The sequence below is a fragment of the Ruania suaedae genome (assembly GCF_021049265.1).
GTDB lineage: Bacteria > Actinomycetota > Actinomycetes > Actinomycetales > Beutenbergiaceae > Ruania > Ruania suaedae.
The window spans coordinates 2,859,252-2,883,150 of the sequence record NZ_CP088018.1 but is presented as its reverse complement, the minus strand read 5'-3'; the positions used below and the strand labels follow the sequence as shown (position 1 = coordinate 2,883,150).

At 68.1% G+C, this 23,899-nt stretch carries 22 protein-coding genes and 1 tRNA gene; 21 read left to right on the top strand and 2 right to left on the bottom strand.

Features of this window, described 5'->3' with window-relative positions; genetic code table 11:
- Positions 1-44 precede the first annotated feature (44 nt).
- Positions 45-614 carry a hypothetical protein gene (locus LQF12_RS13260; protein ID WP_231053385.1) on the top strand — a complete coding sequence of 190 codons (570 nt, stop codon included), beginning with the start codon at positions 45-47 and terminating at the stop codon, positions 612-614.
- Between the two features lie 97 nt (positions 615-711).
- On the opposite strand, the gene LQF12_RS13255 is transcribed toward LQF12_RS13260, so the two are convergent.
- Positions 712-1,371, bottom strand: a complete 660-nt coding sequence (locus LQF12_RS13255) for a response regulator transcription factor (RefSeq protein ID WP_231053384.1) — start codon at positions 1,369-1,371, stop codon at positions 712-714.
- A 7-nt stretch (positions 1,372-1,378) separates the two neighbouring features.
- On the bottom strand, positions 1,379-2,839 hold the full coding sequence (locus LQF12_RS13250) for a sensor histidine kinase (protein ID WP_231053383.1): 1,461 nt from the start codon (positions 2,837-2,839) through the stop codon (positions 1,379-1,381).
- Positions 2,840-2,985: 146 nt separating this feature from the next.
- Here LQF12_RS13250 and LQF12_RS13245 point away from each other — a divergent pair.
- From LQF12_RS13245 to rpsS, 20 genes are all read left to right on the top strand, one after another.
- Positions 2,986-3,058, top strand: a tRNA-Trp gene (locus LQF12_RS13245).
- Positions 3,059-3,112: 54 nt separating this feature from the next.
- Positions 3,113-3,604, top strand: a complete 492-nt coding sequence (gene secE / locus LQF12_RS16510; protein WP_354004676.1) for a preprotein translocase subunit SecE — start codon at positions 3,113-3,115, stop codon at positions 3,602-3,604.
- Positions 3,605-3,656: 52 nt separating this feature from the next.
- Positions 3,657-4,430: a transcription termination/antitermination protein NusG gene (gene nusG, locus LQF12_RS13235; RefSeq protein WP_435531242.1), complete on the top strand. Its 774-nt coding sequence runs from the start codon at positions 3,657-3,659 to the stop codon at positions 4,428-4,430.
- Positions 4,431-4,516: 86 nt separating this feature from the next.
- The gene (rplK, locus tag LQF12_RS13230; protein WP_231053381.1) at positions 4,517-4,948 is read left to right on the top strand and encodes a 50S ribosomal protein L11; all 432 of its coding nucleotides are present in this window, start codon (positions 4,517-4,519) and stop codon (positions 4,946-4,948) included.
- Positions 4,949-5,048: 100 nt separating this feature from the next.
- Complete coding sequence (rplA, locus tag LQF12_RS13225) at positions 5,049-5,762, top strand: 50S ribosomal protein L1 (RefSeq protein ID WP_231053380.1); 714 nt, start codon at positions 5,049-5,051, stop codon at positions 5,760-5,762.
- A gap of 359 nt (positions 5,763-6,121) precedes the next feature.
- Complete coding sequence (gene rplJ / locus LQF12_RS13220; RefSeq protein ID WP_231053379.1) at positions 6,122-6,649, top strand: 50S ribosomal protein L10; 528 nt, start codon at positions 6,122-6,124, stop codon at positions 6,647-6,649.
- A 77-nt stretch (positions 6,650-6,726) separates the two neighbouring features.
- On the top strand, positions 6,727-7,119 hold the full coding sequence (gene rplL / locus LQF12_RS13215; protein ID WP_231053378.1) for a 50S ribosomal protein L7/L12: 393 nt from the start codon (positions 6,727-6,729) through the stop codon (positions 7,117-7,119).
- Positions 7,120-7,449: 330 nt separating this feature from the next.
- The gene (gene rpoB, locus LQF12_RS13210; protein WP_231053377.1) at positions 7,450-10,968 is read left to right on the top strand and encodes a DNA-directed RNA polymerase subunit beta; all 3,519 of its coding nucleotides are present in this window, start codon (positions 7,450-7,452) and stop codon (positions 10,966-10,968) included.
- Between the two features lie 97 nt (positions 10,969-11,065).
- Positions 11,066-14,956, top strand: a complete 3,891-nt coding sequence (locus tag LQF12_RS13205) for a DNA-directed RNA polymerase subunit beta' (protein WP_231053376.1) — start codon at positions 11,066-11,068, stop codon at positions 14,954-14,956.
- A 102-nt stretch (positions 14,957-15,058) separates the two neighbouring features.
- Positions 15,059-15,610: a P-loop NTPase family protein gene (locus LQF12_RS13200; protein ID WP_231053375.1), complete on the top strand. Its 552-nt coding sequence runs from the start codon at positions 15,059-15,061 to the stop codon at positions 15,608-15,610.
- A 365-nt stretch (positions 15,611-15,975) separates the two neighbouring features.
- A complete protein-coding gene (rpsL, locus tag LQF12_RS13195; RefSeq protein WP_159622908.1) occupies positions 15,976-16,350 on the top strand; it encodes a 30S ribosomal protein S12 in 375 nt (124 codons plus the stop codon).
- Positions 16,350-16,820, top strand: coding sequence for a 30S ribosomal protein S7 (gene rpsG, locus LQF12_RS13190; RefSeq protein ID WP_231053374.1), 471 nt, complete (start codon positions 16,350-16,352; stop codon positions 16,818-16,820). The genes rpsL and rpsG overlap by 1 nt, the downstream gene beginning before the upstream one ends.
- 79 nt (positions 16,821-16,899) lie before the next feature.
- Positions 16,900-19,014: an elongation factor G gene (gene fusA / locus LQF12_RS13185; protein ID WP_231053373.1), complete on the top strand. Its 2,115-nt coding sequence runs from the start codon at positions 16,900-16,902 to the stop codon at positions 19,012-19,014.
- Positions 19,015-19,123: 109 nt separating this feature from the next.
- On the top strand, positions 19,124-20,314 hold the full coding sequence (gene tuf, locus LQF12_RS13180) for an elongation factor Tu (RefSeq protein WP_231053372.1): 1,191 nt from the start codon (positions 19,124-19,126) through the stop codon (positions 20,312-20,314).
- Positions 20,315-20,719: 405 nt separating this feature from the next.
- Positions 20,720-21,028 (top strand): 30S ribosomal protein S10, encoded by a 309-nt coding sequence (gene rpsJ, locus LQF12_RS13175; protein WP_068249654.1) that lies wholly within the window; start codon positions 20,720-20,722, stop codon positions 21,026-21,028.
- A gap of 10 nt (positions 21,029-21,038) precedes the next feature.
- Positions 21,039-21,704: a 50S ribosomal protein L3 gene (gene rplC, locus LQF12_RS13170; RefSeq protein WP_231053371.1), complete on the top strand. Its 666-nt coding sequence runs from the start codon at positions 21,039-21,041 to the stop codon at positions 21,702-21,704.
- Positions 21,705-21,708: 4 nt separating this feature from the next.
- Positions 21,709-22,383: a 50S ribosomal protein L4 gene (rplD, locus tag LQF12_RS13165; RefSeq protein WP_231053370.1), complete on the top strand. Its 675-nt coding sequence runs from the start codon at positions 21,709-21,711 to the stop codon at positions 22,381-22,383.
- The gene (rplW, locus tag LQF12_RS13160) at positions 22,380-22,682 is read left to right on the top strand and encodes a 50S ribosomal protein L23 (protein ID WP_231053369.1); all 303 of its coding nucleotides are present in this window, start codon (positions 22,380-22,382) and stop codon (positions 22,680-22,682) included. The genes rplD and rplW overlap by 4 nt, the downstream gene beginning before the upstream one ends.
- Before the next feature lie 37 nt (positions 22,683-22,719).
- Positions 22,720-23,556 (top strand): 50S ribosomal protein L2, encoded by an 837-nt coding sequence (gene rplB, locus LQF12_RS13155; protein ID WP_231053368.1) that lies wholly within the window; start codon positions 22,720-22,722, stop codon positions 23,554-23,556.
- An 18-nt stretch (positions 23,557-23,574) separates the two neighbouring features.
- Entirely contained in the window at positions 23,575-23,856 is a 282-nt protein-coding gene (rpsS, locus tag LQF12_RS13150; RefSeq protein ID WP_159622916.1) for a 30S ribosomal protein S19, read from the top strand.
- The last annotated feature ends 43 nt before the right edge of the window (positions 23,857-23,899 follow it).

Genomic DNA, 23,899 nt, shown 5'->3' with positions numbered 1-23,899 from the left:
AGCACGCCGGTCCCCGCGCAGGGGACACCACTTGAGGAGACATCATGAAGACTCGAAATGCCTGGATCGTGACCGGAGCCCTCGGCGTCGTCGCGGTGGCCGGTGGTGCCGTGACCGCCATGGCGGACTCCGACGACAACTACGACGGCTCGGCCATCGAGGTCGCCGGCTCGCAGGCAGGCTCCCTGCCGCGCGCCGGTGGCCAGGAGATGGTGGTCAACCCCGCGGCGACCTCCACCCCGAGCTCGGTGACCGCCGTGACGGCGGCCTCGGCCACGACGGCCGTCAGCTCGGCCTCGCCGGTGAGCCCCGCCGATCCGCAGACGCCGGCCAGTCCGGCGTCGGCGCAGAGCCCGCGGTCGGCGCCGAGCCCGCAGTCGCCGGCCAGCCCGGCCTCCGCCCCGAGCCCGCGGTCGGCGCCGAGCCCGCAGTCGCCGGCCAGCCCGGCCTCCGCCCCGAGCCCGCGGTCGGCGCCGAGCCCGCAGTCGCCGGCCAGCCCGGCCTCCGCCCCGAGCCCGCAGTCGCCGGCCAGCCCGGCGTCGGCCCCGAGCCCGCAGTCGGCGCAGAGCCCGGAGTCCGCTCAGAGCGCTCCGTCGGCCGACTCCGGCGACTGATCACGCATCGGTGACGCTGCCGGTCCGACCAGGCCCCTGCCTGGTAGGACCGGCTGTCGGCTGTCCGGACACATCGCCCTGCCGGCAGCCTGCGGCGTCAGCTGAGCCGGTAGCCCATGCCTCGGACGGTCTCGAAGCGGGCGGCGCCGAGCTTCTTACGCAGATAGCGCACGTACACGTCGACCACGTTCGAGCCAGGATCGAAGTCGTACCCCCAGACCCGCGAGAGCAGCTGTGTCCTGCTGAGCACCTGGCCGGGGCTGCGCAGGAAGGTCTCGGCCAGTGTGAACTCGCGCGCCGAGAGTTCCACGTCGCGGCCGTCCACGTGGGCCTTGCGTGTGCGCAGATCGAGCGAGAGCCCGCCGTGGCTGAGCACGGTCGACTCCCCGCCGCCGTTCTCGGTGCGCAGGCGAAGGCGGACGCGCGCCAGTAGCTCCTCGAACCGGAACGGCTTGGCCATGTAGTCGTCGGCGCCACCTTCGAGGCCTGCAACGGTGTCGGTCACCGAGGAGCGTGCGGTGAGGATGATCACCGGGATGCTCACCCCGAGCGAGCGGACCGTGCGCAGCACGTCGAAACCGTCCCGGTCCGGCAGTCCCAGGTCGAGCACGAGCAGATCGAACTCGCCCGTGCTCGCCAGGTCGATGGCCCGCTCGCCGGTGGAGACCGTGGTGGGGACGTAGCCTGCCGAACGCAGGCCTTTGGCCACGAACGAGGCGATCCGCTCCTCGTCCTCGGCGATCAGGATCTGGCTCACGTGTGCGTTACCTGCTTTCGTCGCTGATCTCGCGGCTGCCCGGACCCTCGGTCGCGGGGCGGGGGATGTGGATGACGAACGTCGACCCCTGGCCGGGTGCGGACTCGAGCGTGACCCGGCCGCCGTGCGCCTGGGCGATCGAGGCCACGATGGGCAGGCCCAGGCCGCTGCCGTCCGCCGTCAGGTCGAGCCGTTCGAACCGGTCGAAGATCCGCGCCTGGTCCTCAGCCGGGATCCCGGAGCCCTCGTCCCGGACCCAGAGGCGGACCTCCGACTCCTCGGAGGCGGAACCGATGCCGATCGTGGACCCCTCGTCGGAGAACTTGACGGCATTGGACGCCAGCTGCAGCAGAGCCTGGGTGAGCCGCCGCCCGTCCGCGGGCACCTGCACCTCGGCCAGCGCATCCATCACCCAGCGGCGTTCCCCCAGTGGCGAGGCCTTGACCAGCACGTCGTCGGTGAGCAGGGCGATGTCGACCTCGGCCAGGGTCACGAAGTCGGGACGGCGCGAGCGTGCCAGCGTCATCAGGTCCTCGACCAGCATGTTCATCCGGTCCAGCTCGTCGAGGGCGAGCGCCCGGGTGCTGGTGACCTCCTCGGCATCGGTGGGTTCCATCAGCTCGAGGTGGCCGCGCACGATCGTCAGCGGCGTCCGCAGCTCGTGGCCAGCGTCGTCGAGGAGCTGGCGCTGGGAGGCGAAGGCCTGCTCCAGCCGGGCGAGCATGCGGTTGAACGTCTCGCTGAGGAGGGCGAGATCGTCGTTGCCGGAGACCGGGATGCGGCGGCTGAGGTCGTCCGAGGAGCCGACCTCGTCGGCGGTCGAGCGCAGCACCTTGATGGGCGCCAGCAGCTGGCCCACCACGAACCAGGCGATGATCGTGGTCCAGGCGAGGGAGGCGACGGCGACCAGTGCGTAGGTCCGGAACGTGTCGTTGAGCGTCTGGTACTCGGCGTCGATGTCGAAGGCGAGCACCATCGCGCCCTCCTCGCCCGGGGGGTCGGTGCGCACCGGTAGGGCCAGCACGCGGTAGGTCCGCAGCGACGTCTCGACCGTGAACAGCTCGGGCTCCTGCCAGCCGGTGGTCGGAGCGAGCTCGGCGACGAGCTCGGGGTCCTGTTCGATGCGGAACGACGTCGCCACCTCGGGGACGTGGGTGATCTCGCCGTCGATCAGGCCGGCGAGGGCCTCGTTCGGCGCCGGCACCACCCGGCTCAGCGCGGTGCGCAGCACGGCGGAGACCGAGGCGAAGGGCTCGCCGGTCTCGGGATCGACGCCGATCGCGGCCAGGGTCTCGATCTCCTCGCCCGAGCGCTGCAGGGAGTCGTCGAGCCGGGCGACGCTGCGCTCACGTTCCAGAGAGTAGGCGCTGACACCGGCGGCGGTCAGCGCCATCGCCGAGAGCAGCGTCAGGGCCGCGAGTACCCGCGTGCGCACACTCATCCGGATCCGGGGCCGTCGGGTGCGCACGGGCCCAGTATCCACGGTCGTGGCCCGGATCATGTGCGAGCAGTTCGACCCGGTGCGTCCGGCCGGGTACACTCGTTCCGGTGGTTGACGTCCGCCACGCTGGTTCGCGCCTCGATCGCGATCCCGCGACGGCGGCTGCGACCCGAAGGGCAGTGGCGCAATTGGTAGCGCACCGGTCTCCAAAACCGGCGGTTGTGGGTTCGAGTCCCTCCTGCCCTGCTTCCTCGTCCATCTCGAGCACCTGATCGACCGGCCTATCCAAGGACATCTTTCGTGAGCACTCCTCCCCACGCCGATTCGGGCGAGCCCGACGACATCGGTCGCGGCGACGACCCACGGGACGAGCGCGACTCCGCCGCGAGGGGCGAGGAGACCGGCGACGACATCCAGCAGCCGAGCGCCGATGCGACGTCGGCCGCCGCCTCCGAGGACGAGGCGGACGGCAGCGAGCCCAGTGAGCCCGCGACGGCGGCCGCCGGCCGGACGGCGCGCTCGGTCCGAGCACCGCAGCAGAGCAAGGGGCGGGCGACGACGTCCCGCAAGGACGCCGAGGCCGCACGCCAGGTCCAGCCGAACGTCTTCGCCCGGATCGCGCGGTTCGTCCGGCAGGTCGTGCAGGAGCTGCGCAAGGTCGTCACCCCGACCAGGAACGAGTTGTTCACCTACATCGGTGTCGTCATCGTCTTCCTCATCGTGATGATGATCTACGTCGGAGTGCTGGACTTCGGCTTCGGCCGGCTGGTGCTCTGGGCGTTCGGCGGCTGAGGGTCGGCGGGCCCCGGACGGGGCTGAGGCAGCGGTGAACGATCAACGAACCATGGAAGCAGGTCAGGACGTGTCTGAAGAGACTCAGCCCACCGGTGAGGTGACCGAGGAGAACCCGGTCGAGCTCACCGACGGCGACGACGCCGCAACCGGTGACGGGGGAGCAGAGGACGCGACCACCGACACCGCCACCGACGACGCCGTCGAGCCCGAGGCCGTGGAGGAGGACCCGGTCGAGGCCTTCCGCGACGAACTGCGCTCGCTGCCGGGGGAGTGGTACGTCATCCACTCCTACGCCGGCTACGAGAACAGGGTGAAGGCCAACCTCGAGTCCCGGATCCAGTCCCTCAACATGGAGGACTACATCTTCGGCGTCGAGGTGCCGATGGAAGAGGTCGTCGAGATCAAGAACTCCGTCCGCAAGGTCGTGCGGCGGGTCCGGATCCCGAGCTACGTCCTCGTGCGCATGGACCTGACCGACGAGTCGTGGGGCGCGGTGCGCCACACGCCCGGTGTGACCGGTTTCGTCGGCCACACCCACTCCCCGGTCCCGCTGAGTCTGGACGAGGTCATGTCCATGCTGGCGAGCACGATCGAGTCGAAGGCCCCCTCGGCCCAGCCCGCAGGCGGCAAGTCGGCCTCCCCGGCCGTGCAGGTGGACTTCACGGTGGGCGAGTCCGTCACCGTCACCGACGGACCGTTCGACACCCTGCCCGCGACGATCTCCGAGATCAACGCCGAGAGCCAGAAGCTCAAGGTGCTGGTCTCCATCTTCGGCCGCGAGACCCCCGTCGAGCTGTCGTTCAACCAGGTCGCCAAGATCTGACAACCAGGTCGCCAAGATCTGATCCGCACCATCCTGCAACCGGGTCATCGCCCACGGCGTCGGCCCATCACGAGAGAGAGAAGCGCATGCCCCCCAAGAAGAAGGTCTCCGGCCTCATCAAGCTCCAGATCCAGGCCGGAGCTGCCAACCCGGCTCCGCCGATCGGTCCGGCGCTCGGTCAGCACGGCGTCAACATCATGGAGTTCTGCAAGGCGTACAACGCCGCGACGGAGTCCCAGCGCGGCAACGTGATCCCGGTGGAGATCACGGTCTACGAGGACCGTTCGTTCACCTTCATCACCAAGACGCCGCCGGCCGCCGAGCTGATCAAGAAGGCCGCGGGAGTGGCCAAGGGGTCCGCGACCCCGCACACCGCCAAGGTGGCCTCCCTCAGCCAGGCGCAGGTCCGCGAGATCGCCGAGACCAAGATGACCGACCTGAACGCCCGCGATCTCGAGGCCGCCTCGAAGATCATCGCCGGGACCGCCCGCTCGATGGGCATCACGGTCTCCGACTGAGGTCGGGCACCGCGAACGACCCCGGTGGCACCCCGCCACCGGGCCAGTGGGAGGGCCCGCGCGGGCCCGTACCACGACTGCTGAGACGAAGGAGAAGCAGATGACTGCGCGCAGCAAGACCTACCGCAAGGCCGCCGAGCTGGTCGACCGCGACGAGCTCTACCCGCCGCTCGAGGCGATCCAGCTCGCCAAGAAGGCCGCGAGCTCGAAGTTCGATGAGACGGTCGAGGTCGTCTTCCGGCTCGGCGTCGACCCCCGCAAGGCCGATCAGATGGTGCGCGGCACCGTCAACCTGCCCCACGGCACGGGCAAGACAGCCCGCGTCATCGTCTTCGCCACCGGTGATCGTGCCGAGCAGGCCATCGCGGCCGGTGCGGACGAGGTCGGCGGCGACGAGCTGATCGAGAAGGTCGCCGGGGGCTACACCGACTTCGACGCCGCGGTCGCCACGCCGGACCTCATGGGCAAGGTCGGCCGTCTCGGCCGCGTGCTCGGCCCTCGTGGCCTGATGCCGAACCCGAAGACCGGCACCGTGACGATGGACGTGACCAAGGCCGTCACCGACATCAAGGGCGGCAAGGTCGACTTCCGCGTCGACAAGCACGCCAACCTGCAGTTCATCGTCGGCAAGGCCTCGTTCAGCGAGACCCAGCTGGTCGAGAACTACGCGTCCGTGCTCGAGGAGGTCATGCGCCTCAAGCCGTCCTCGTCCAAGGGCCGCTACATCAGCAAGGCCGTGCTCAGCACCACGATGGGCCCGGGCATCCCGCTGGACGCGAGCAAGACCCGCAACCTCACCGAGGCCGCCGTCTGAGACGCCGCGCCTGAGCCCGACGGGCCCGGTCTGCCTCGGCAGGCCGGGCCCTCGGCTGTCCGCCCGGCCATGTACTCCCTGGCGATGGTGCGCCGGACCCTGCGCTGTGGCGCGGGTCACGGCCGGCCGATTTGGAGTCTCCGGCCTGGGGTGGCTATGCTTGCCGTTGCCTCAGACCGCCGGTCGCCCGTCACCAGACGGGGAGAATTCCGCAGCAGCGGAGCCAGCGCAGGTGAACGTGTTCTGCAGATTGGATCTGCGCCCCCGGGCGTGGTGGCAAGCTCAGGCCCCGTGCATCCTGCGCGGGGCCTTCGTCATGTGCGGCGGACGACAGCGGACCATCACGGAAGGGAGGGCTCATGGCACGGCCTGACAAGGCGGCAGCAGTCGCCGAGCTGACGGAGAAGTTCCGCCAGTCCTCGGCGGCGGTGCTCACCGAGTACCGCGGGCTCACCGTCGCTCAGCTCCAGGAGCTGCGCACGGCGCTCGGCAGTACCACCAGCTACGCCGTGGTGAAGAACACGCTCACCAACATTGCCGCCAAGGAGGCCGGCGTCGACGCGTTCGACGGCCAGCTCTCCGGACCGACCGCCATCGCCTTCGTCGAGGGCGACCCGGTCGAGGCGGCGAAAGGGCTGCGTGACTTCGCCAAGGCGAACCCGAACCTCGTCGTCAAGGGTGGTGTCCTCGACGGGCGCGCCCTGAGCGCCGAGGACATGACCAAGCTCGCGGACCTCGAGTCCCGCGAGGTGCTCCTGGCCAAGGCTGCGGGCGCCATGAAGGCGAAGCTGCACCAGGCGGCGTTCCTCTTCAACGCGCCCTCCTCCAAGGCAGTGCGCACCATCGAAGCCCTGCGTGAGAAGCAGGCGAACGAGACCGCAGCCTGACGGCTGGTCTCACACCACCACCCAACGCTGCTTCTCGCGTCTCGCGCAAGCAGGCACAACAGGAAGGAACGCCGATCATGGCGAAGCTCAGCACCGACGAGCTCATCGACGCTTTCAAGGAACTGACCCTCATCGAGCTCTCTGAGTTCGTGAAGCAGTTCGAGGAGACCTTCGAGGTCACCGCCGCTGCCCCGGCCGCCGTGGCCGTGGCCGGTGGCGCCCCCGCCGGCGGCGGCGAGGCCGCTGCCGAGGAGGAGCAGACCGAGTTCGACGTCGTCCTCGAGAGCGTCGGCGACAAGAAGATCCAGGTCATCAAGGAGGTGCGTGGTCTCACCAGCCTTGGGCTGAAGGAGGCCAAGGACCTCGTCGACGGCGCCCCCAAGCCGGTCCTGGAGGGTGTCGACAAGGAGGCCGCGGACAAGGCCAAGGAGGCGCTCGAGGGCGCCGGCGCCACCGTCACCCTCAAGTGATCCGCGCGGGTGGCCGGTACCGGCACTGTCCGGATCCCCGGCCCACCCGCCGATCGCGTGGCTGACATGCCACAGGCGAGGAGGCCCGCACCGATGGTGCGGGCCTTCTCGCCGTCCGGGACCTCGGCCCCGTTCTGACCGAGACTGGACAGTGCCCCCATGCGCGGGTATGCTGTCGCTTTGCGCTGTCGTCTGCCTCAGCCCACCTCTCAAGCACCTCGGACGTCGCCGAACCGGTCACCCGGCCAGGTATCGCACGAGGGGCCTGACAGCGGTGCGCGTGGGCGGGCGTGAGCGTGTGTGCACACAATTCGTAGGGAAGGACCCCTCTTGGCTGCCTCGCGCACCCCTTCTGCTCCGACCGCTGAAGCTATCGCCCAACGTACTGCCTCTCGCCGGGTCTCCTTCGCCAGGATCCACGAGCCGCTCCAGGCACCGGATCTGCTCGGTCTCCAGACCGACAGCTTCGACTGGCTGCTCGGCAACGAGCGGTGGCAGGCGCGGGTCGAAGCCGCGGTCTCCTCAGGCAACAACGACGTCACGACCACCTCCGGTCTGGAGGAGATCTTCACCGAGATCTCCCCGATCGAGGACTTCGGGTCGACGATGTCGCTCTCCTTCCGTGATCACCGCTTCGAGCCGCCGAAGTACACGGCCGAGGAGTGCAAGGAGAAGGACTTCACCTACTCCGCGCCGCTGTTCGTGACGGCGGAGTTCGTCAACTACACCACCGGTGAGATCAAGTCCCAGACGGTGTTCATGGGTGAGTTCCCGCTCATGACCGACCGCGGGACGTTCATCATCAACGGCACCGAGCGGGTCGTCGTCTCCCAGCTGGTGCGCTCGCCGGGCGTGTACTTCGACCAGACCCCGGACAAGACCTCGGACAAGGACATCTTCACCGCGAAGGTCATCCCCTCGCGCGGCGCTTGGCTCGAGTTCGAGATCGACAAGCGCGACGCCGTCGGTGTGCGCGTGGACCGCAAGCGCAAGCAGTCCGTCACGGTGTTCCTCAAGGCCCTGGGCATGACCGAGTCCGAGATCCGCGAGGAGTTCGCCGACTACCCGACCGTGCTGGAGACCCTCGAGAAGGACTCCGTGCACACCCAGGACGAGGCGCTGCTGGACATCTACCGCAAGATCCGCCCGGGCGAGCCGCCGACCGTCGAGGCCGGAACGGCGCTGCTAGACAACTTCTACTTCAACGGCAAGCGCTACGACCTGGCCAAGGTCGGTCGGTACAAGATCGACAAGAAGCTGGGCGTGGATGCGCCGCTGGAGAACTCGGTGCTCTCCCTCACCGACGTGACCGCCACGATCAAGTACCTGGCGGCGCTGCACAAGGGCGAGGACGAGCTGCCGGGCGTGCGCCACGGCGAGCCGATCGAGGTGCGCGTCGAGACGGACGACATCGACCACTTCGGCAACCGTCGCATCCGCGCGGTCGGTGAGCTGATCCAGAACCAGGTGCGCACCGGGCTGTCCCGGATGGAGCGCGTGGTGCGTGAGCGGATGACCACTCAGGACGTCGAGGCGATCACGCCGCAGACGCTGATCAACATCCGTCCGGTCGTGGCCTCCATCAAGGAGTTCTTCGGCACCAGCCAGCTCTCGCAGTTCATGGACCAGAACAACCCGCTGGCCGGCCTGACGCACAAGCGGCGTCTGTCCGCGCTGGGCCCGGGTGGTCTCTCCCGTGACCGCGCCGGCATGGAGGTCCGCGACGTCCACCCCTCGCACTACGGACGTATGTGCCCGATCGAGACCCCGGAAGGGCCGAACATCGGTCTGATCGGCTCGCTGGCCACCTACGCGCGTATCAACCCGTTCGGTTTCGTCGAGACGCCCTACCGCAAGGTGGTCAAGGGCAAGGTCACCGATCAGGTGGACTACCTGACCGCCGACGACGAGGACCGCTACGTCATCGCGCAGGCCAACGCACCGATCGCCGAGGACGGGCGCTTCGCCGAGGAGACCGCCCTGGTGCGGCTTCGTGGTGGCGAGGCGATCGACATGCCGGTGAACGACATCGACTACATGGATGTCTCCGCCCGGCAGATGGTCTCGGTCGCGACCGCGATGATCCCGTTCCTCGAGCACGACGACGCCAACCGTGCGCTGATGGGCGCCAACATGCAGCGCCAGGCCGTGCCGCTGGTCCGTTCCGAGGCCCCGCTCGTGGGCACCGGCATGGAGCGTCGTGCCGCGGTCGACGCCGGTGACGTGATCGTGGCCAGCAAGGCCGGCGTGGTGACCGAGGTCTCGGCCGATGCGGTGGTCGTGGCCAACGACGACGGCACGACGATGACCTACCGGGTGGCCAAGTTCCGCCGCTCCAACCAGGGCACCTGCTACAACCAGCGCGTGCTCGTGGAGGAGGGTGCCAAGATCTCCGAGGGCTCCGTGCTCGCGGATGGTCCGGCCACCGACGAGGGCGAGCTGGCTCTCGGACGGAACCTGCTGGTGGCGTTCATGTCCTGGGAAGGGCACAACTTCGAGGACGCCATCATCCTCTCCCAGCGGCTGGTGCAGGACGACGTCCTCTCCTCGATCCACATCGAGGAGCACGAGGTCGACGCCCGCGACACCAAGCTCGGCCCGGAGGAGATCACCCGCGACATCCCCAACGTCTCCGACGACGTGCTGGCCGACCTCGACGAGCGGGGCATCATCCGCATCGGTGCCGAGGTCGGGGCCGGCGACGTCCTGGTCGGCAAGGTCACCCCGAAGGGTGAGACCGAGCTGACCCCGGAGGAGCGGCTGCTGCGCGCGATCTTCGGCGAGAAGGCGCGGGAGGTGCGCGACACCTCGCTGAAGGTGCCCCACGGCGAGTCCGGCACGGTGATCGCCGTGCGTGAGTTCAACCGCGAGGACGGCGACGAGCTGCCCCCCGGCGTGAACCAGCTGGTGCGGGTCTACATCGCCCAGCGGCGCAAGATCACCGACGGCGACAAGCTCGCCGGCCGTCACGGCAACAAGGGCGTCATCTCCAAGATCCTGCCGATCGAGGACATGCCGTTCCTCGAGGACGGCACGCCCGTGGACATCATCCTGAACCCGCTCGGTGTCCCGGGCCGGATGAACGTCGGCCAGGTCCTGGAGACCCACCTCGGGTGGGTCGCCAAGCAGGGCTGGGACGTCGGCATCGAGCAGGCGAAGAACGGGCAGATGCCCGCCTGGGCGAGTCACCTGCGTGACGACGCACGCGTGGGGGAGCCGGGTACCCCGGTCGCCTCCCCGGTGTTCGACGGTCTGCACGAGGACGAGCTCCAGGGCCTGCTGGAGTGCACCCGGGAGACCCGTGACGGGGACCGCCTGATCGACTCCACCGGAAAGGCCCACCTGTTCGACGGGCGTTCCGGCGAGCCGTTCCCGGCCCCGATCGCCGTCGGCTACATGTACATCCTGAAGCTGCACCACCTGGTCGACGACAAGATCCACGCCCGCTCGACCGGACCGTACTCGATGATCACCCAGCAGCCGCTCGGTGGTAAGGCGCAGTTCGGTGGTCAGCGTTTCGGTGAGATGGAGGTCTGGGCGCTTGAGGCCTATGGCGCCGCCTATGCGCTGCAGGAGCTGCTCACGATCAAGTCCGACGACGTCCCGGGCCGCGTCAAGGTCTACGAGGCGATCGTCAAGGGCGAGAACATCCCTGAGCCGGGTATCCCGGAGTCGTTCAAGGTGCTGATCAAGGAGATGCAGTCGCTGTGCCTGAACGTGGAGGTGCTCAACTCCGACGGCACCTCCATCGAGATGCGCGACACCGACGAGGAGGTCTACCGCGCCGCTGAAGAGCTCGGTATCGACCTGTCCCGCCGTCCCGACGCGAGCAGCGTCGAAGAGATCTGAGCGGCGCGTCCGGTGCGAGGGCCCCTCGGCCCGCGCACCGGACGCGGCCTCGACCTGATTGGTTCCACACGGTGATCCACCGAAGGAAGTAGGAAAATTGCTCGACGTCAACGTCTTCGACGAGCTGCGTATCGGTCTCGCGACCGCGGACGAGGTCCGCGCCTGGTCGCACGGCGAGGTCAAGAAGCCCGAGACCATCAACTACCGCACCCTCAAGCCCGAGAAGGACGGCCTCTTCTGCGAGAAGATCTTCGGCCCCACCCGGGACTGGGAGTGCTACTGCGGGAAGTACAAGCGCGTCCGCTTCAAGGGCATCATCTGCGAGCGCTGCGGCGTGGAGGTCACCCGTTCGAAGGTCCGCCGTGAGCGGATGGGGCACATCGAGCTCGCCGCCCCGGTGACCCACATCTGGTACTTCAAGGGTGTGCCCTCCCGCCTCGGCTACCTGCTCGACCTGGCCCCGAAGGACCTCGAGAAGGTCATCTACTTCGCCGCCTACATGATCACGTGGGTGGACGTGGACGGACGCCACGAGGATCTGCCGAGCCTGCAGAACGAGATCGACCTGGAGAAGGACGAGATCGCCAAGAAGCGCGACCTCACCATCGCCAAGCGGGCCGAGCGCCTCGAGGCGGATCTGGCCGAGCTCGAGGCCGAGGGCGCCAAGGCGGACGCCCGCCGCAAGGTGAAGGACTCCGCTGAGCGCGAGATGGCGCAGCTGCGCAAGCGCGCCGACGCCGATCTCGATCGGCTCGAGCAGGTGTGGGACCGGTTCAAGAACCTCAAGGTCTCCGACCTCGAGGGCGATGAGCTGCTCTACCGCCAGCTCCAGGACCGCTACGGCAACTACTTCGAGGGCGCGATGGGTGCCGGCGCGATCCAGAAGCGTCTGCAGTCCTTCGACCTGAAGGCCGAGGCCGAGTCGCTGCGCGAGACCATCCGTTCCGGCAAGGGCCAGCGCAAGACCCGTGCGCTGAAGCGGCTCAAGGTCGTCAACGCGTTCCTGACCACCACCAACTCCCCGCAGGGGATGGTGCTGGACTGCGTCCCGGTCATCCCGCCGGACCTGCGACCCATGGTCCAGCTCGACGGTGGCCGGTTCGCCACCAGCGACCTCAACGACCTCTACCGTCGCGTCATCAACCGCAACAACCGCCTCAAGCGGCTGCTGGACCTGGGTGCGCCGGAGATCATCGTCAACAACGAGAAGCGGATGCTCCAGGAGGCCGTGGACTCGCTGTTCGACAACGGTCGCCGTGGGCGTCCGGTCACCGGACCGGGCAACCGGCCGCTGAAGTCGATCTCCGACATGCTCAAGGGCAAGCAGGGGCGTTTCCGCCAGAACCTGCTCGGTAAGCGCGTCGACTACTCCGGTCGTAGCGTCATCGTGGTCGGGCCGCAGCTGAAGCTGCACCAGTGCGGGCTGCCCAAGCAGATGGCGCTCGAGCTCTTCAAGCCGTTCGTGATGAAGCGGCTCGTGGATCTCAACCACGCGCAGAACATCAAGTCCGCCAAGCGGATGGTCGAGCGCGCGCGCTCGGTGGTCTGGGATGTCCTCGAAGAGGTCATCACCGAGCACCCGGTGTTGCTCAACCGTGCCCCCACCCTGCACCGCCTGGGCATCCAGGCCTTCGAGCCGCAGCTGGTCGAGGGTAAGGCCGTCCACCTGCACCCGCTGGTGTGTGGCGCCTTCAACGCCGACTTCGACGGTGACCAGATGGCCGTGCACCTGCCGCTGTCCGCGGAGGCGCAGGCCGAGGCACGCATCCTGATGCTGTCCTCGAACAACATCCTCAAGCCCTCCGACGGCCGTCCGGTCACCATGCCCTCGCAGGACATGATCATCGGGCTGTTCCACCTGACCTCCGAGAAGGAGGGGGAGCCGATCGGTACCGGACGCTCGTTCACCACCGTCGCCGAGGCGATGATGGCGTTCGACGCGGGTTCACTGGACCTCAACGCCCACATCACCATCCGGCTCGAGGGCGTCGTGTCCTCCGAGGGCTGGGAGGCTCCCGAGGGTTGGGAGCCCGGGCAGCCGGCGCTGGTGAGCACCACCCTGGGCCGCGTGCTGTTCAACGAGGCGCTCCCGGTCGACTACCCGTACTTCAACGAGGTGGCCGACAAGAAGTCGATCTCCGCCATCGTCAACGATCTGGCCGAGCGCTACCCGAAGGCGGTCGTGGCCGCGAGCCTCGACGCCCTCAAGGATGCCGGCTACTACTGGGCCACCCGGTCCGGGCTGACGATCGCCATCTCCGACGTCGAGGCGCCCGAGGCCAAGGCCGAGATCATCGCCCGCTACGAGGAGAAGGCGGCCAAGGTCCAGGGCCAGTTCGACCGTGGTCTGCTCACCGACGACGAACGTCGTCAGGAGCTGGTGGAGATCTGGAACCAGGCCACCGACGAGGTGGCGACCGCGATGCGGGAGAACTTCTCCGCCTCGAACACGGTCAACCGCATGGTGACCTCCGGAGCGCGCGGTAACTGGATGCAGGTCCGTCAGATCGCCGGTATGCGCGGTCTGGTCGCCAACCCCAAGGGCGAGATCATCCCGCGCCCGATCAAGTCCAACTACCGCGAGGGCTTGTCGGTGCTGGAGTACTTCATCGCCTCGCACGGTGCGCGTAAGGGGCTGGCCGACACCGCGCTGCGGACGGCCGACTCCGGGTACCTGACGCGTCGTCTGGTGGACGTCTCCCAGGACGTCATCATCCGTGAGGAGGACTGCGGCACCGAGCGTGGCCTCACCCTGCCGATCATGGAGACGTCCACGACCGGGGAGGTCCGCCGTGCGGACACCGTCGAGACCAGCGTCTACGGACGTACCCTCGCCGGGCCCGTGGCCGGACCCGACGGCACGGTCCTCGGCGAGGGCGGTCAGGACGTCGGCGACGTGCTGATCTCCGAGCTCCTGGCTGCCGGTGTCGAGCAGCTCAAGGTGCGTTCGGTCCTGACCTGCGAGTCCCGGGTGGGCACCTGCGCCAAGTGCTACGGCCGCTCCCTGGCCACCGGCCTGCTGGTGGACATCGGCGAGGCTGTCGGCATCATCGCCGCGCAGTCGATCGGCGAGCCGGGTACGCAGCTGACGATGCGGACCTTCCACACCGGTGGTGTGGCCAGTGCCGAGGACATCACCCAGGGTCTGCCGCGTGTGGCCGAGCTCTTCGAGGCCCGCACCCCCAAGGGTGAGGCTCCGATCGCCGAGGTCGCCGGGCGTGTCAGCATCGAGGACACCGACCGTTCGCGCCGGATCGTCGTCACCCCTGACGACGGCAGCGAGGACTTCGTCTACCAGGTCACCAAGCGGGCACGTCTGCACGTGCACGACGGCGACCGGGTGGGTGTCGGCCAGCAGCTGGTCGCCGGTGCCGTGGACCCGAAGAAGGTGCTGCGCATCCTCGGGCCCCGTGCGGTGCAGAAGCACCTGGTGGACGAGGTGCAGGAGACCTACCGCAGCCAGGGTGTGGACATCCACGACAAGCACATCGAGGTCATCGTGCGGCAGATGCTGCGCCGCGTGACCGTGCTGGACTCGGGCGAGTCGAACCTGCTGCCGGGCGAGCTCGCCGAGCGCGGCCGGTTCGAGGACGAGAACCGTCGGACGGTCTCCGAGGGCGGCCAGCCCGCCTCGGGCCGCCCCGAGCTCATGGGCATCACCAAGGCCTCCCTGGCGACCGAGTCGTGGCTGTCCGCCGCCTCGTTCCAGGAGACCACCAAGGTGCTGACCGAGGCCGCGATGAGTGGCCGCTCGGACTCGCTGCTGGGTCTGAAGGAGAACGTCATCCTCGGTAAGCTCATCCCGGCCGGTACGGGCCTGCCCCGCTACCGCAACATCCGGGTGGAGCCCACCGAGGCAGCGAAGGCGGAGATCTACCCGAGCTTCGGCTACGACGAGATCGACTACGGCCCCGTCTCCGACGGTGGCGAGGCGATCGCGCTCGAGGAGCTCGACCTCGGCCGTGGCTTCGAGGCGGACTTCCGCTGATCGGCGGCTGAGCAGGTCCTCACCGATGGTCCGGTGCCCCCAGGGGGCGCCGGGCCATCGGCATGCCCGGCCGCCCCCGCCCGGCGGGTACAGTCCTCGACTGTGAGTCAGGGGACGGCGCAGGATGTGCGCACGGCGCGGCGGGTGCTCTGCTACGGAACGACCGGCTCGGGCAAGTCCACCCTCGCGGCTGCCCTCGCCGAGCGTCTCGACCTGCCGCTGACGCTCGTCGACGAGCTCGGCTGGGACCCCGGATGGGGACAGGTCGCGCCCGAGGAGCTGGACCGGCGGATCGTTCCCCGCCTCGAGGCCGACCGCTACGTGTTCGACTCCGTGTACGGGCGCCAGTGCGCGCTCGCCCTCGAGCGCGTGGACGTGGTGGTGGCGCTCGACTATCCCCGGCTGGTGTCGCTGGCGAGGCTGCTGCGCCGCACCGCCCGTCGGGTCCGCACCGGCGAGCTCACGTGCAACGGCAACCGGGAGACCCTGGGGCGGGCACTGTCCCCGCGCCACTCGATCATCCGATGGCACTTCCGGTCCTGGCGCCGCAAGCGCGAGCGGATGCGGGCCTGGCACGCAGCTGCGGACGCACCTCCGGTGCTGCTGCTGCGCCGCCCGGCGGACGCCGTCGGGCTGCTCGAGGAGCTGGCATAGCACTCCCAGGGCTCTCATCCCGTGTTCCGTACCACATCCGGGCCCCGAGGCTTTGACGCTTTTGCTGCGCTCGGAGTACTCTGGTCGGCAGTGCCCGCTCTGGCGGGCCCTCGCGTGCGCGCTCCGGCGGTCTCGCGGCTCCTGCGAAGGGGACCGGGACGTCGAGGGCGCTGTGGATCACCTTTCCGTGGACGCGAGCACGACCCCCGAGATCAGATGTGGCCGGGTCGTGCCGTGGACATGACAGGAGCGACACGCCCGAACGCGGGGGCCTTCCCGGGGTGGTTCATCCGGCACCCCGCCGGGTCGCCGAGGTCGCACCGGCGATCACCAGAGCAGTCAGCAACGTTCGAGACGGAGATGTAGTGCCCACCATTCAGCAGCTGGTCCGTAAGGGTCGCAGCGCCAAGGCCGGCAAGAACGCCACGCCGGCCCTCAAGGGAAGCCCGCAGCGCCGTGGTGTGTGCACCCGCGTGTACACGACCACCCCGAAGAAGCCGAACTCGGCTCTGCGCAAGGTGGCACGTGTGAAGCTCTCCAGCGGGATCGAGGTCACCGCCTACATCCCGGGCGTCGGCCACAACCTGCAGGAGCACTCCATCGTGCTGGTCCGCGGCGGTCGTGTGAAGGACCTGCCCGGCGTGCGTTACAAGATCGTTCGTGGCGCCCTCGACACCCAGGGTGTCCGCGGCCGCCAGCAGGCCCGGAGCCGCTACGGCGCGAAGAAGGAGAAGAAGTAATGCCTCGTAAGGGCCCGGCCCCGAAGCGGCCGCTCGCCGTCGACCCCGTCCACGGGTCGACCACCGTCACCCAGCTCGTCAACCGCGTGCTCCTGGACGGCAAGAAGTCCACCGCCGAGCGCATCGTCTACGGCGCCCTCGAAGGCGTGCGGGAGAAGACCCAGACCGAGCCGACCGTGGTGCTCAAGCGGGCGCTGGACAACGTCCGCCCCTCGCTCGAGGTCCGCTCGCGGCGTGTGGGTGGTGCCACCTACCAGGTGCCCGTCGAGGTCCGTACCTCCCGCCAGACCACGCTCGCGCTGCGCTGGCTCGTCGACTACGCCCGCGCCCGTCGCGAGAAGACGATGACCGAACGCCTGATGAACGAGATCCTGGACGCGTCCAACGGTCTCGGCGCCGCTGTGAAGCGTCGCGAGGACACGCACAAGATGGCTGAGTCCAACAAGGCGTTCGCGCACTACCGCTGGTGAGCCCTGCGGCGCACGGTCACGACCGTGCGCCCTCGGCTGACCGCTTGACCGCGCTCGCACCGACGAGAAGAGAGCAACTGTGGCACAGGACGTGCTGACCGACCTGAAGAAGGTCCGCAACATCGGCATCATGGCGCACATCGATGCCGGCAAGACCACCACCACCGAGCGGATCCTGTTCTACACCGGGGTCAACTACAAGATCGGTGAGACCCACGACGGTGCGTCGACGACCGACTGGATGGACCAGGAGAAGGAACGCGGCATCACGATCACCTCAGCCGCGGTGACCTGCTTCTGGAACGAGAACCAGATCAACATCATCGACACCCCCGGCCACGTGGACTTCACCGTCGAGGTGGAGCGCTCGCTGCGCGTCCTCGACGGCGCGGTCGCCGTGTTCGATGGCAAGGAGGGCGTCGAGCCCCAGTCGGAGACGGTGTGGCGTCAGGCGGACAAGTACGACGTCCCGCGCATCTGCTTCGTCAACAAGATGGACAAGCTGGGTGCCGACTTCTACTACACGGTCGACACCATCGTCAGCCGCCTCGGCGCGACCCCGCTGGTCATGCAGCTGCCGATCGGCTCCGAGAGCGACTTCGTCGGTGTCGTCGACCTGATCTGGATGAAGGCGCTGGTCTGGCCCGGTGACGCCAAGGGTGATGTGACCATGGGCGCCGCCTACGAGACGCAGGAGATCCCCGAGGACCTCCAGGAGAAGGCCGAGGAGTACCGCACCAAGCTCATCGAGCAGGTCGCCGAGTCCTCCGAGGCGCTCACGGAGAAGTACCTCGAGGGTGAGGAGATCACCAACGAGGAGCTGATGGCCGGCATCCGCGAGATGACGATCACCTCGCAGGCCTACCCGGTCTTCTGCGGCTCGGCGTTCAAGAACCGTGGTGTGCAGCCGATGCTGGACGCGGTCATCTCCTACCTGCCCTCGCCGGTGGACGTCCCCCCGATGATCGGGCACGCCCCGAACGACGAGGAGACGGAGCTGATCCGCAAGCCCTCCGAGGACGAGCCGTTCTCCGCGCTCGCCTTCAAGGTCGCGGCCCACCCGTTCTTCGGCCAGCTGACCTTCATCCGCGTCTACTCCGGGACGTGCACGCCCGGCACGCAGGTCCTCAACTCCACGAAGGGGAAGAAGGAGCGCGTCGGCAAGCTGTTCCAGATGCACGCGAACAAGGAGAACCCGGTCGAGGAGCTCCACGCCGGGCACATCTACGCGGTCATCGGCCTCAAGGACACCACCACCGGGGACACGCTCACCGCGCAGGACGCCCCGGTGATCCTGGAGTCGATGTCGTTCCCGGAGCCGGTGATCTTCGTGGCCATCGAGCCCAAGACCAAGGGCGACCAGGACAAGCTCTCGACGGCGATCCAGAAGCTCTCCGCCGAGGACCCCACCTTCACGGTCAACCTGAACGAGGAGACCGGCCAGACCGAGATCGGCGGGATGGGCGAGCTCCACCTCGACATCCTGGTCGACCGCATGAAGCGGGAGTTCAAGGTCGAGGCCAACGTCGGCAAGCCGCAGGTGGCCTACCGCGAGACGATCCGGCGCAGCGTCGAGAAGTTCGACTACACCCACAAGAAGCAGACGGGTGGCTCGGGCCAGTTCGCGAAGGTCCAGATCACGTTCGAACCGCTCGAGTCCGCCGAGGGCGAGATGTACGAGTTCGAGAACAAGGTCACCGGTGGCCGGATCCCGCGTGAGTACATCCCGAGCGTCGACCACGGCGTCCAGGACGCCATGGGCACCGGCATCCTCGCCGGCTACCCGGTGGTCGGCGTCAAGGCCATCCTCCTCGACGGCGCCTATCACGACGTCGACTCCTCGGAGATGGCATTCAAGATCGCCGGTTCGATGGCATTCAAGGAAGGCGTCAAGCGCGCCGACCCGGTGCTGCTCGAGCCGGTCATGGACGTCGAGGTGCGTACGCCCGAGGAGTACATGGGCGACGTGATCGGCGATCTGAACTCCCGGCGTGGGCAGATCCAGTCGATGGAGGACGCCAGTGGCGTTAAGGTGGTTCGCGCCTTGGTGCCGTTGTCCGAGATGTTCGGATACATCGGCGACCTGCGGTCCCGGACCCAGGGTCGCGCGGTGTACTCGATGCAGTTCAGCAACTACGCCGAAGTGCCTCGGAACGTCTCCGAGGAGATCATCAAGAAGACCCGGGGCGAGTAAGTCCCACAGGTCGAACCCGCATCACCCATCACAACCCGACCCGTAGGACGCACCAGCTCTGGGAACCCCCACGCTGCGTACAACTACCCGAGTTCCAGGAGGAACACCAGTGGCGAAGGCCAAGTTCGAGCGGACCAAGCCGCACGTCAACATCGGCACGATCGGTCACGTCGACCACGGTAAGACGACGCTGACCGCGGCCATCTCGAAGGTGCTGGCGGACAAGTACCCGGACGTCAACACGGCGGCCGCGTTCGACATGATCGACAACGCGCCGGAGGAGAAGCAGCGCGGGATCACGATCAATGTCTCCCACCAGGAGTACCAGACCGACAAGCGCCACTACGCGCACGTCGACGCTCCCGGTCACGCTGACTACATCAAGAACATGATCACCGGTGCGGCCCAGATGGACGGGGCGATCCTCGTCGTCGCCGCCACCGACGGCCCGATGGCCCAGACGCGTGAGCACGTGCTGCTCGCCCGTCAGGTCGGCGTGCCGTACCTGCTGGTCGCACTCAACAAGTCCGACATGGTCGACGACGAGGAGATCCTCGAGCTCGTCGAGATGGAGGTCCGTGAGCTCCTCTCCAGCCAGGAGTTCCCGGGTGACGACCTGCCGGTCGTGCGCGTCTCCGCGCTGAAGGCGCTCGAGGGCGACCCGGAGTGGGTCAAGTCCGTCGAGGAGCTCATGGAGGCCGTCGACGAGAACGTGCCGGACCCGGTGCGCGACATCGACAAGCCCTTCCTCATGCCTGTCGAGGACGTCTTCACGATCACCGGGCGCGGCACTGTCGTCACCGGCCGTGTGGAGCGTGGCCAGCTCAAGGTGAACGAGGAGGTGGAGATCCTCGGTATCCGTGACGCGCAGAAGACCACCGTCACCGGCATCGAGATGTTCCGCAAGCTTCTCGACACCGCCGATGCCGGCGAGAACGTCGGGCTGCTGCTGCGCGGTACCAAGCGCGAGGACGTCGAGCGTGGCCAGGTCGTGGCCAAGCCGGGTTCGATCACGCCGCACACCAACTTCGAGGCTCAGGTCTACATCCTGGCCAAGGACGAGGGCGGTCGTCACAACCCGTTCTACTCGAACTACCGTCCGCAGTTCTACTTCCGCACCACCGACGTCACCGGCGTCATCGAGCTGCCCGAGGGCACCGAGATGGTCATGCCGGGCGACAACACCGAGATGACGGTCGAGCTGATCCAGCCGATCGCCATGGAGGAGGGCCTCGGCTTCGCCATCCGCGAGGGTGGCCGGACCGTCGGCTCAGGTCGTGTGACCAAGATCCTCAAGTGATCACCCGCCGGGACTGATCCCGGCATCGAGGGGCCCGTCGGCTCAGCCGGCGGGCCCCTCTCCTGCCCATCGCGGGAGCTGTGGGCCAGGCCACCAGGCGCGGACTTGGGTTCTGAGTCCTCCGTGTGGCAGAATAGTCAGGTTGCCTCGTGCAGAGGTGTGGACGCGTGCAGGCCGGCCCAGTGCCGGCATGAAATGCGATCAGCACCGGCTTTGCGAATGAGCAGCCATCCTGTTCGGTTCGATCCCGACTGGCCCACGTGGCGAGGCGGAGAACCACACAAGTCATCTTCCGACCGGCGCCCCGGTATGGGTGCTCGCGGGAGGGATGTGTCGGAAAGTGCGACACGCCCGAGCGCGGGGGTCGGTCAGTTGCGGTACGAAGAGAGAGAGTCAGACGACGCCATGGCGGGACAGAAGATCCGCATCCGGCTCAAGTCCTACGACCACGAGGTCATCGACAACTCGGCGCGCAAGATCGTCGACACGGTGACTCGCGCTGGTGCAACGGTCGTGGGCCCGGTGCCGCTGCCAACCGAGAAGAACGTGTTCTGCGTCATCCGTTCTCCGCACAAGTACAAGGACAGCCGTGAGCATTTCGAGATGCGGACGCACAAGCGGCTGATCGACATCGTGGACCCGACGCCGAAGGCGGTCGACTCGCTCATGCGCCTCGACCTCCCGGCGGACGTCAACATCGAGATCAAGCTCTGAGGACCCCGCCATGACTTCACTTCCCCAGCAGTCCGAGCGGGTCGTCAAGGCCGTGCTCGGGACCAAGCTCGGCATGACCCAGGTGTGGGACGACAACGGTCGTCTCGTCCCGGTCTCCGTGGTCCGCGTGGGCACCAACGTGGTGACCCAGATCCGCACGGTCGACGCCGACGGTTACTCCGCCGTGCAGCTCGGCTTCGGCCACATCGACCCGCGCAAGGTCACCCAGCCCCTCAAGGGCCACTTCTCCAAGGCGGGCGTGACGCCGCGCCGTCACGTCGCCGAGATCCGCACCGCCGACGCCGGCGAGTACGAGCTCGGACAGGAGCTGACGGCCCAGACCTTCGAGGCCGGCTCCCAGGTCGACGTGGTCGGCACCACCAAGGGCAAGGGCACCGCCGGCGTCATGAAGCGTCACGGCTTCTCCGGCGTGGGCGCCTCGCACGGTGCTCACCGCAACCACCGCAAGCCGGGCTCGATCGGTGGCGCCGCGACGCCGTCGCGTGTCTTCAAGGGCTTGCGCATGGCCGGTCGGATGGGCAACGCCCGACAGACCACCCAGAACCTCACCATCCACGCGGTCGACGCGGAGAAGGGCCTGCTGCTCGTCTCCGGCGCCGTTCCCGGGCCCAAGGGCGGCCTGGTCGTGGTTCGTACCGCCGCGAAGGGGGCCTGAACTCATGAGCACCGCTACTGATACCGCCACCACCGTGGACGTCCTCGACGCCGCCGGCAAGAAGACCGGCACCGTCGAGCTGCCCGCCGAGGTCTTCGGCGTGCAGACCAACGTCCCGTTGATCCACCAGGTCGTCGTCGCCCAGCTGGCCGCTGCCCGTCAGGGCACCCACAAGGCGAAGACCCGCGGTGAGGTGCGAGGCGGAGGCAAGAAGCCGTACAAGCAGAAGGGCACCGGTCGCGCCCGTCAGGGTTCGATCCGGGCGCCGCAGTTCGCCGGCGGTGGCACGGTCCACGGCCCGGTGCCGCGCGACTACAGCCAGCGCACGCCCAAGAAGATGAAGGCCGCCGCGCTGCGCGGTGCGCTCTCGGACCGGGCCCGCGCCGACCGCGTGCACGTGGTCGAGTCGTTCGTGGCCGACCAGTCGCCCTCGACGGCCACAGCAACCGCCGTCCTGGCCAAGGCCGCACTCTCGCGGCACGTGCTCGTGGTGCTCGACCGGGCCGACGAGCTCAGCTGGTTGAGCCTGCGCAACGTGCCGACCGCGCATCTGATCCACCCCGATCAGCTCAACACCTATGACGTGCTGGTCAGCGACGACGTGGTCTTCACGTCCGCTGCGCTCGAGGCATTCCTGTCGCCTGCCGGTGCACGTGAGTCCGAGGAGGAGCAGAAGTGACCGCACTCACCAAGGACCCCCGCGACGTCGTCATCGCCCCGGTGGTGTCCGAGAAGAGCTACAACCTGCTCGACGAGGGCAAGTACACCTTCGTGGTGGACCCGCGCTCGAACAAGACCGAGATCAAGATCGCGATCGAGCAGATCTTCGACGTGAAGGTTGACTCGGTCAACACGATCAATCGCAAGGGCAAGACGCGCCGCACCCGGTTCGGGCTCGGCAAGCGCAAGGACACCAAGCGCGCCATCGTCACCCTTCGCGAGGGCACCATCGACATCTTCGGCGGGCAGGTCGGCTGAGCCGGCCCCGCCTAGCACAGATTGAGGATCGAAACTCATGGGAATCCGTAAGTACAAGCCGACGACGCCGGGCCGCCGTGGCTCGTCCGTCGCCGACTTCGTCGAGGTCACCCGCACGACGCCGGAGAAGTCGCTGGTCCGTCCGCTCACCAAGAGCGGTGGGCGCAACAGCTCGGGCCGGATCACCGCCCGGCACATCGGTGGCGGCCACAAGCGCGCCTACCGGGTGATCGACTTCCGCCGCCACGACAAGGACGGCGTGCCGGCCAAGGTCGCGCACATCGAGTACGACCCGAACCGGACCGCGCGCATCGCGCTGCTGCACTACGCCGACGGCGAGAAGCGCTACATCCTGGCGCCGGTGCGGCTCAAGCAGGGTGACCGGATCGAGAACGGCGCGGGTGCGGACATCAAGCCGGGCAACAACCTGCCGATGCGCAACATCCCGGTCGGTACCGTGATCCACGCCGTCGAGCTCAAGCCCGGTGGCGGTGCGAAGATCGCCCGCTCGGCCGGTGCCTCCGTGCAGCTCGTGGCCAAGGACGGACCGTACGCACAGCTGCGGATGCCGTCCGGTGAGATCCGCAACGTCGACCTGCGCTGCCGCGCCTCGATCGGTGAGGTCGGCAACGCCGAGCAGTCGAACATCAACTGGGGCAAGGCTGGCCGGATGCGGTGGAAGGGCAAGCGCCCCCACGTGCGTGGTGTCGCCATGAACCCGGTCGACCACCCGCACGGTGGTGGTGAGGGCAAGACCTCAGGTGGCCGTCACCCGGTGAGCCCCTGGGGCCAGACCGAGGGTCGTACCCGCCGTCCGAACAAGCCGAGCGACAAGCTCATCGTGCGCCGCCGCCGCACCGGCAAGAAGCGCTGATAGGGAGAAGACGACGAGATGCCTCGCAGTCTGAAGAAGGGCCCCTTCGTAGACGGTCACCTGCAGAAGAAGGTGGATGGCCAGAACGAGAAGGGCACCAAGAACGTCATCAAGACCTGGTCACGTCGGTCCGTCATCACGCCGGACTTCCTGGGCCACACCTTCGCGGTGCACGACGGTCGCAAGCACGTCCCGGTGTTCGTCACCGAGTCGATGGTCGGCCACAAGCTCGGGGAGTTCGCCCCGACCCGTACGTTCCGCGGGCACGAGAAGGACGACCGCAAAGCGCGTCGTCGCTGACACGCGGGTCACCCAGAAACTCTGAGTCTGAGAAGGCAGGACA

What these genes read in the sequence shown, in the direction of transcription:
- LQF12_RS13260 (WP_231053385.1), top strand. Translation starts at nt 45, where the DNA reads ATGAAGACTCGAAATGCCTGGATCGTGACCGGAGCCCTCGGCGTCGTC.
- nusG (WP_435531242.1), top strand. Translation starts at nt 3,657, where the DNA reads ATGGAAGCAGGTCAGGACGTGTCTGAAGAGACTCAGCCCACCGGTGAG.
- rplK (WP_231053381.1), top strand. Translation starts at nt 4,517, where the DNA reads ATGCCCCCCAAGAAGAAGGTCTCCGGCCTCATCAAGCTCCAGATCCAG.
- rplA (WP_231053380.1), top strand. Translation starts at nt 5,049, where the DNA reads ATGACTGCGCGCAGCAAGACCTACCGCAAGGCCGCCGAGCTGGTCGAC.
- rplJ (WP_231053379.1), top strand. Translation starts at nt 6,122, where the DNA reads ATGGCACGGCCTGACAAGGCGGCAGCAGTCGCCGAGCTGACGGAGAAG.
- rplL (WP_231053378.1), top strand. Translation starts at nt 6,727, where the DNA reads ATGGCGAAGCTCAGCACCGACGAGCTCATCGACGCTTTCAAGGAACTG.
- rpsG (WP_231053374.1), top strand. Translation starts at nt 16,350, where the DNA reads ATGCCTCGTAAGGGCCCGGCCCCGAAGCGGCCGCTCGCCGTCGACCCC.
- rpsJ (WP_068249654.1), top strand. Translation starts at nt 20,720, where the DNA reads ATGGCGGGACAGAAGATCCGCATCCGGCTCAAGTCCTACGACCACGAG.
- rplC (WP_231053371.1), top strand. Translation starts at nt 21,039, where the DNA reads ATGACTTCACTTCCCCAGCAGTCCGAGCGGGTCGTCAAGGCCGTGCTC.
- rplD (WP_231053370.1), top strand. Translation starts at nt 21,709, where the DNA reads ATGAGCACCGCTACTGATACCGCCACCACCGTGGACGTCCTCGACGCC.
- rplB (WP_231053368.1), top strand. Translation starts at nt 22,720, where the DNA reads ATGGGAATCCGTAAGTACAAGCCGACGACGCCGGGCCGCCGTGGCTCG.
- rpsS (WP_159622916.1), top strand. Translation starts at nt 23,575, where the DNA reads ATGCCTCGCAGTCTGAAGAAGGGCCCCTTCGTAGACGGTCACCTGCAG.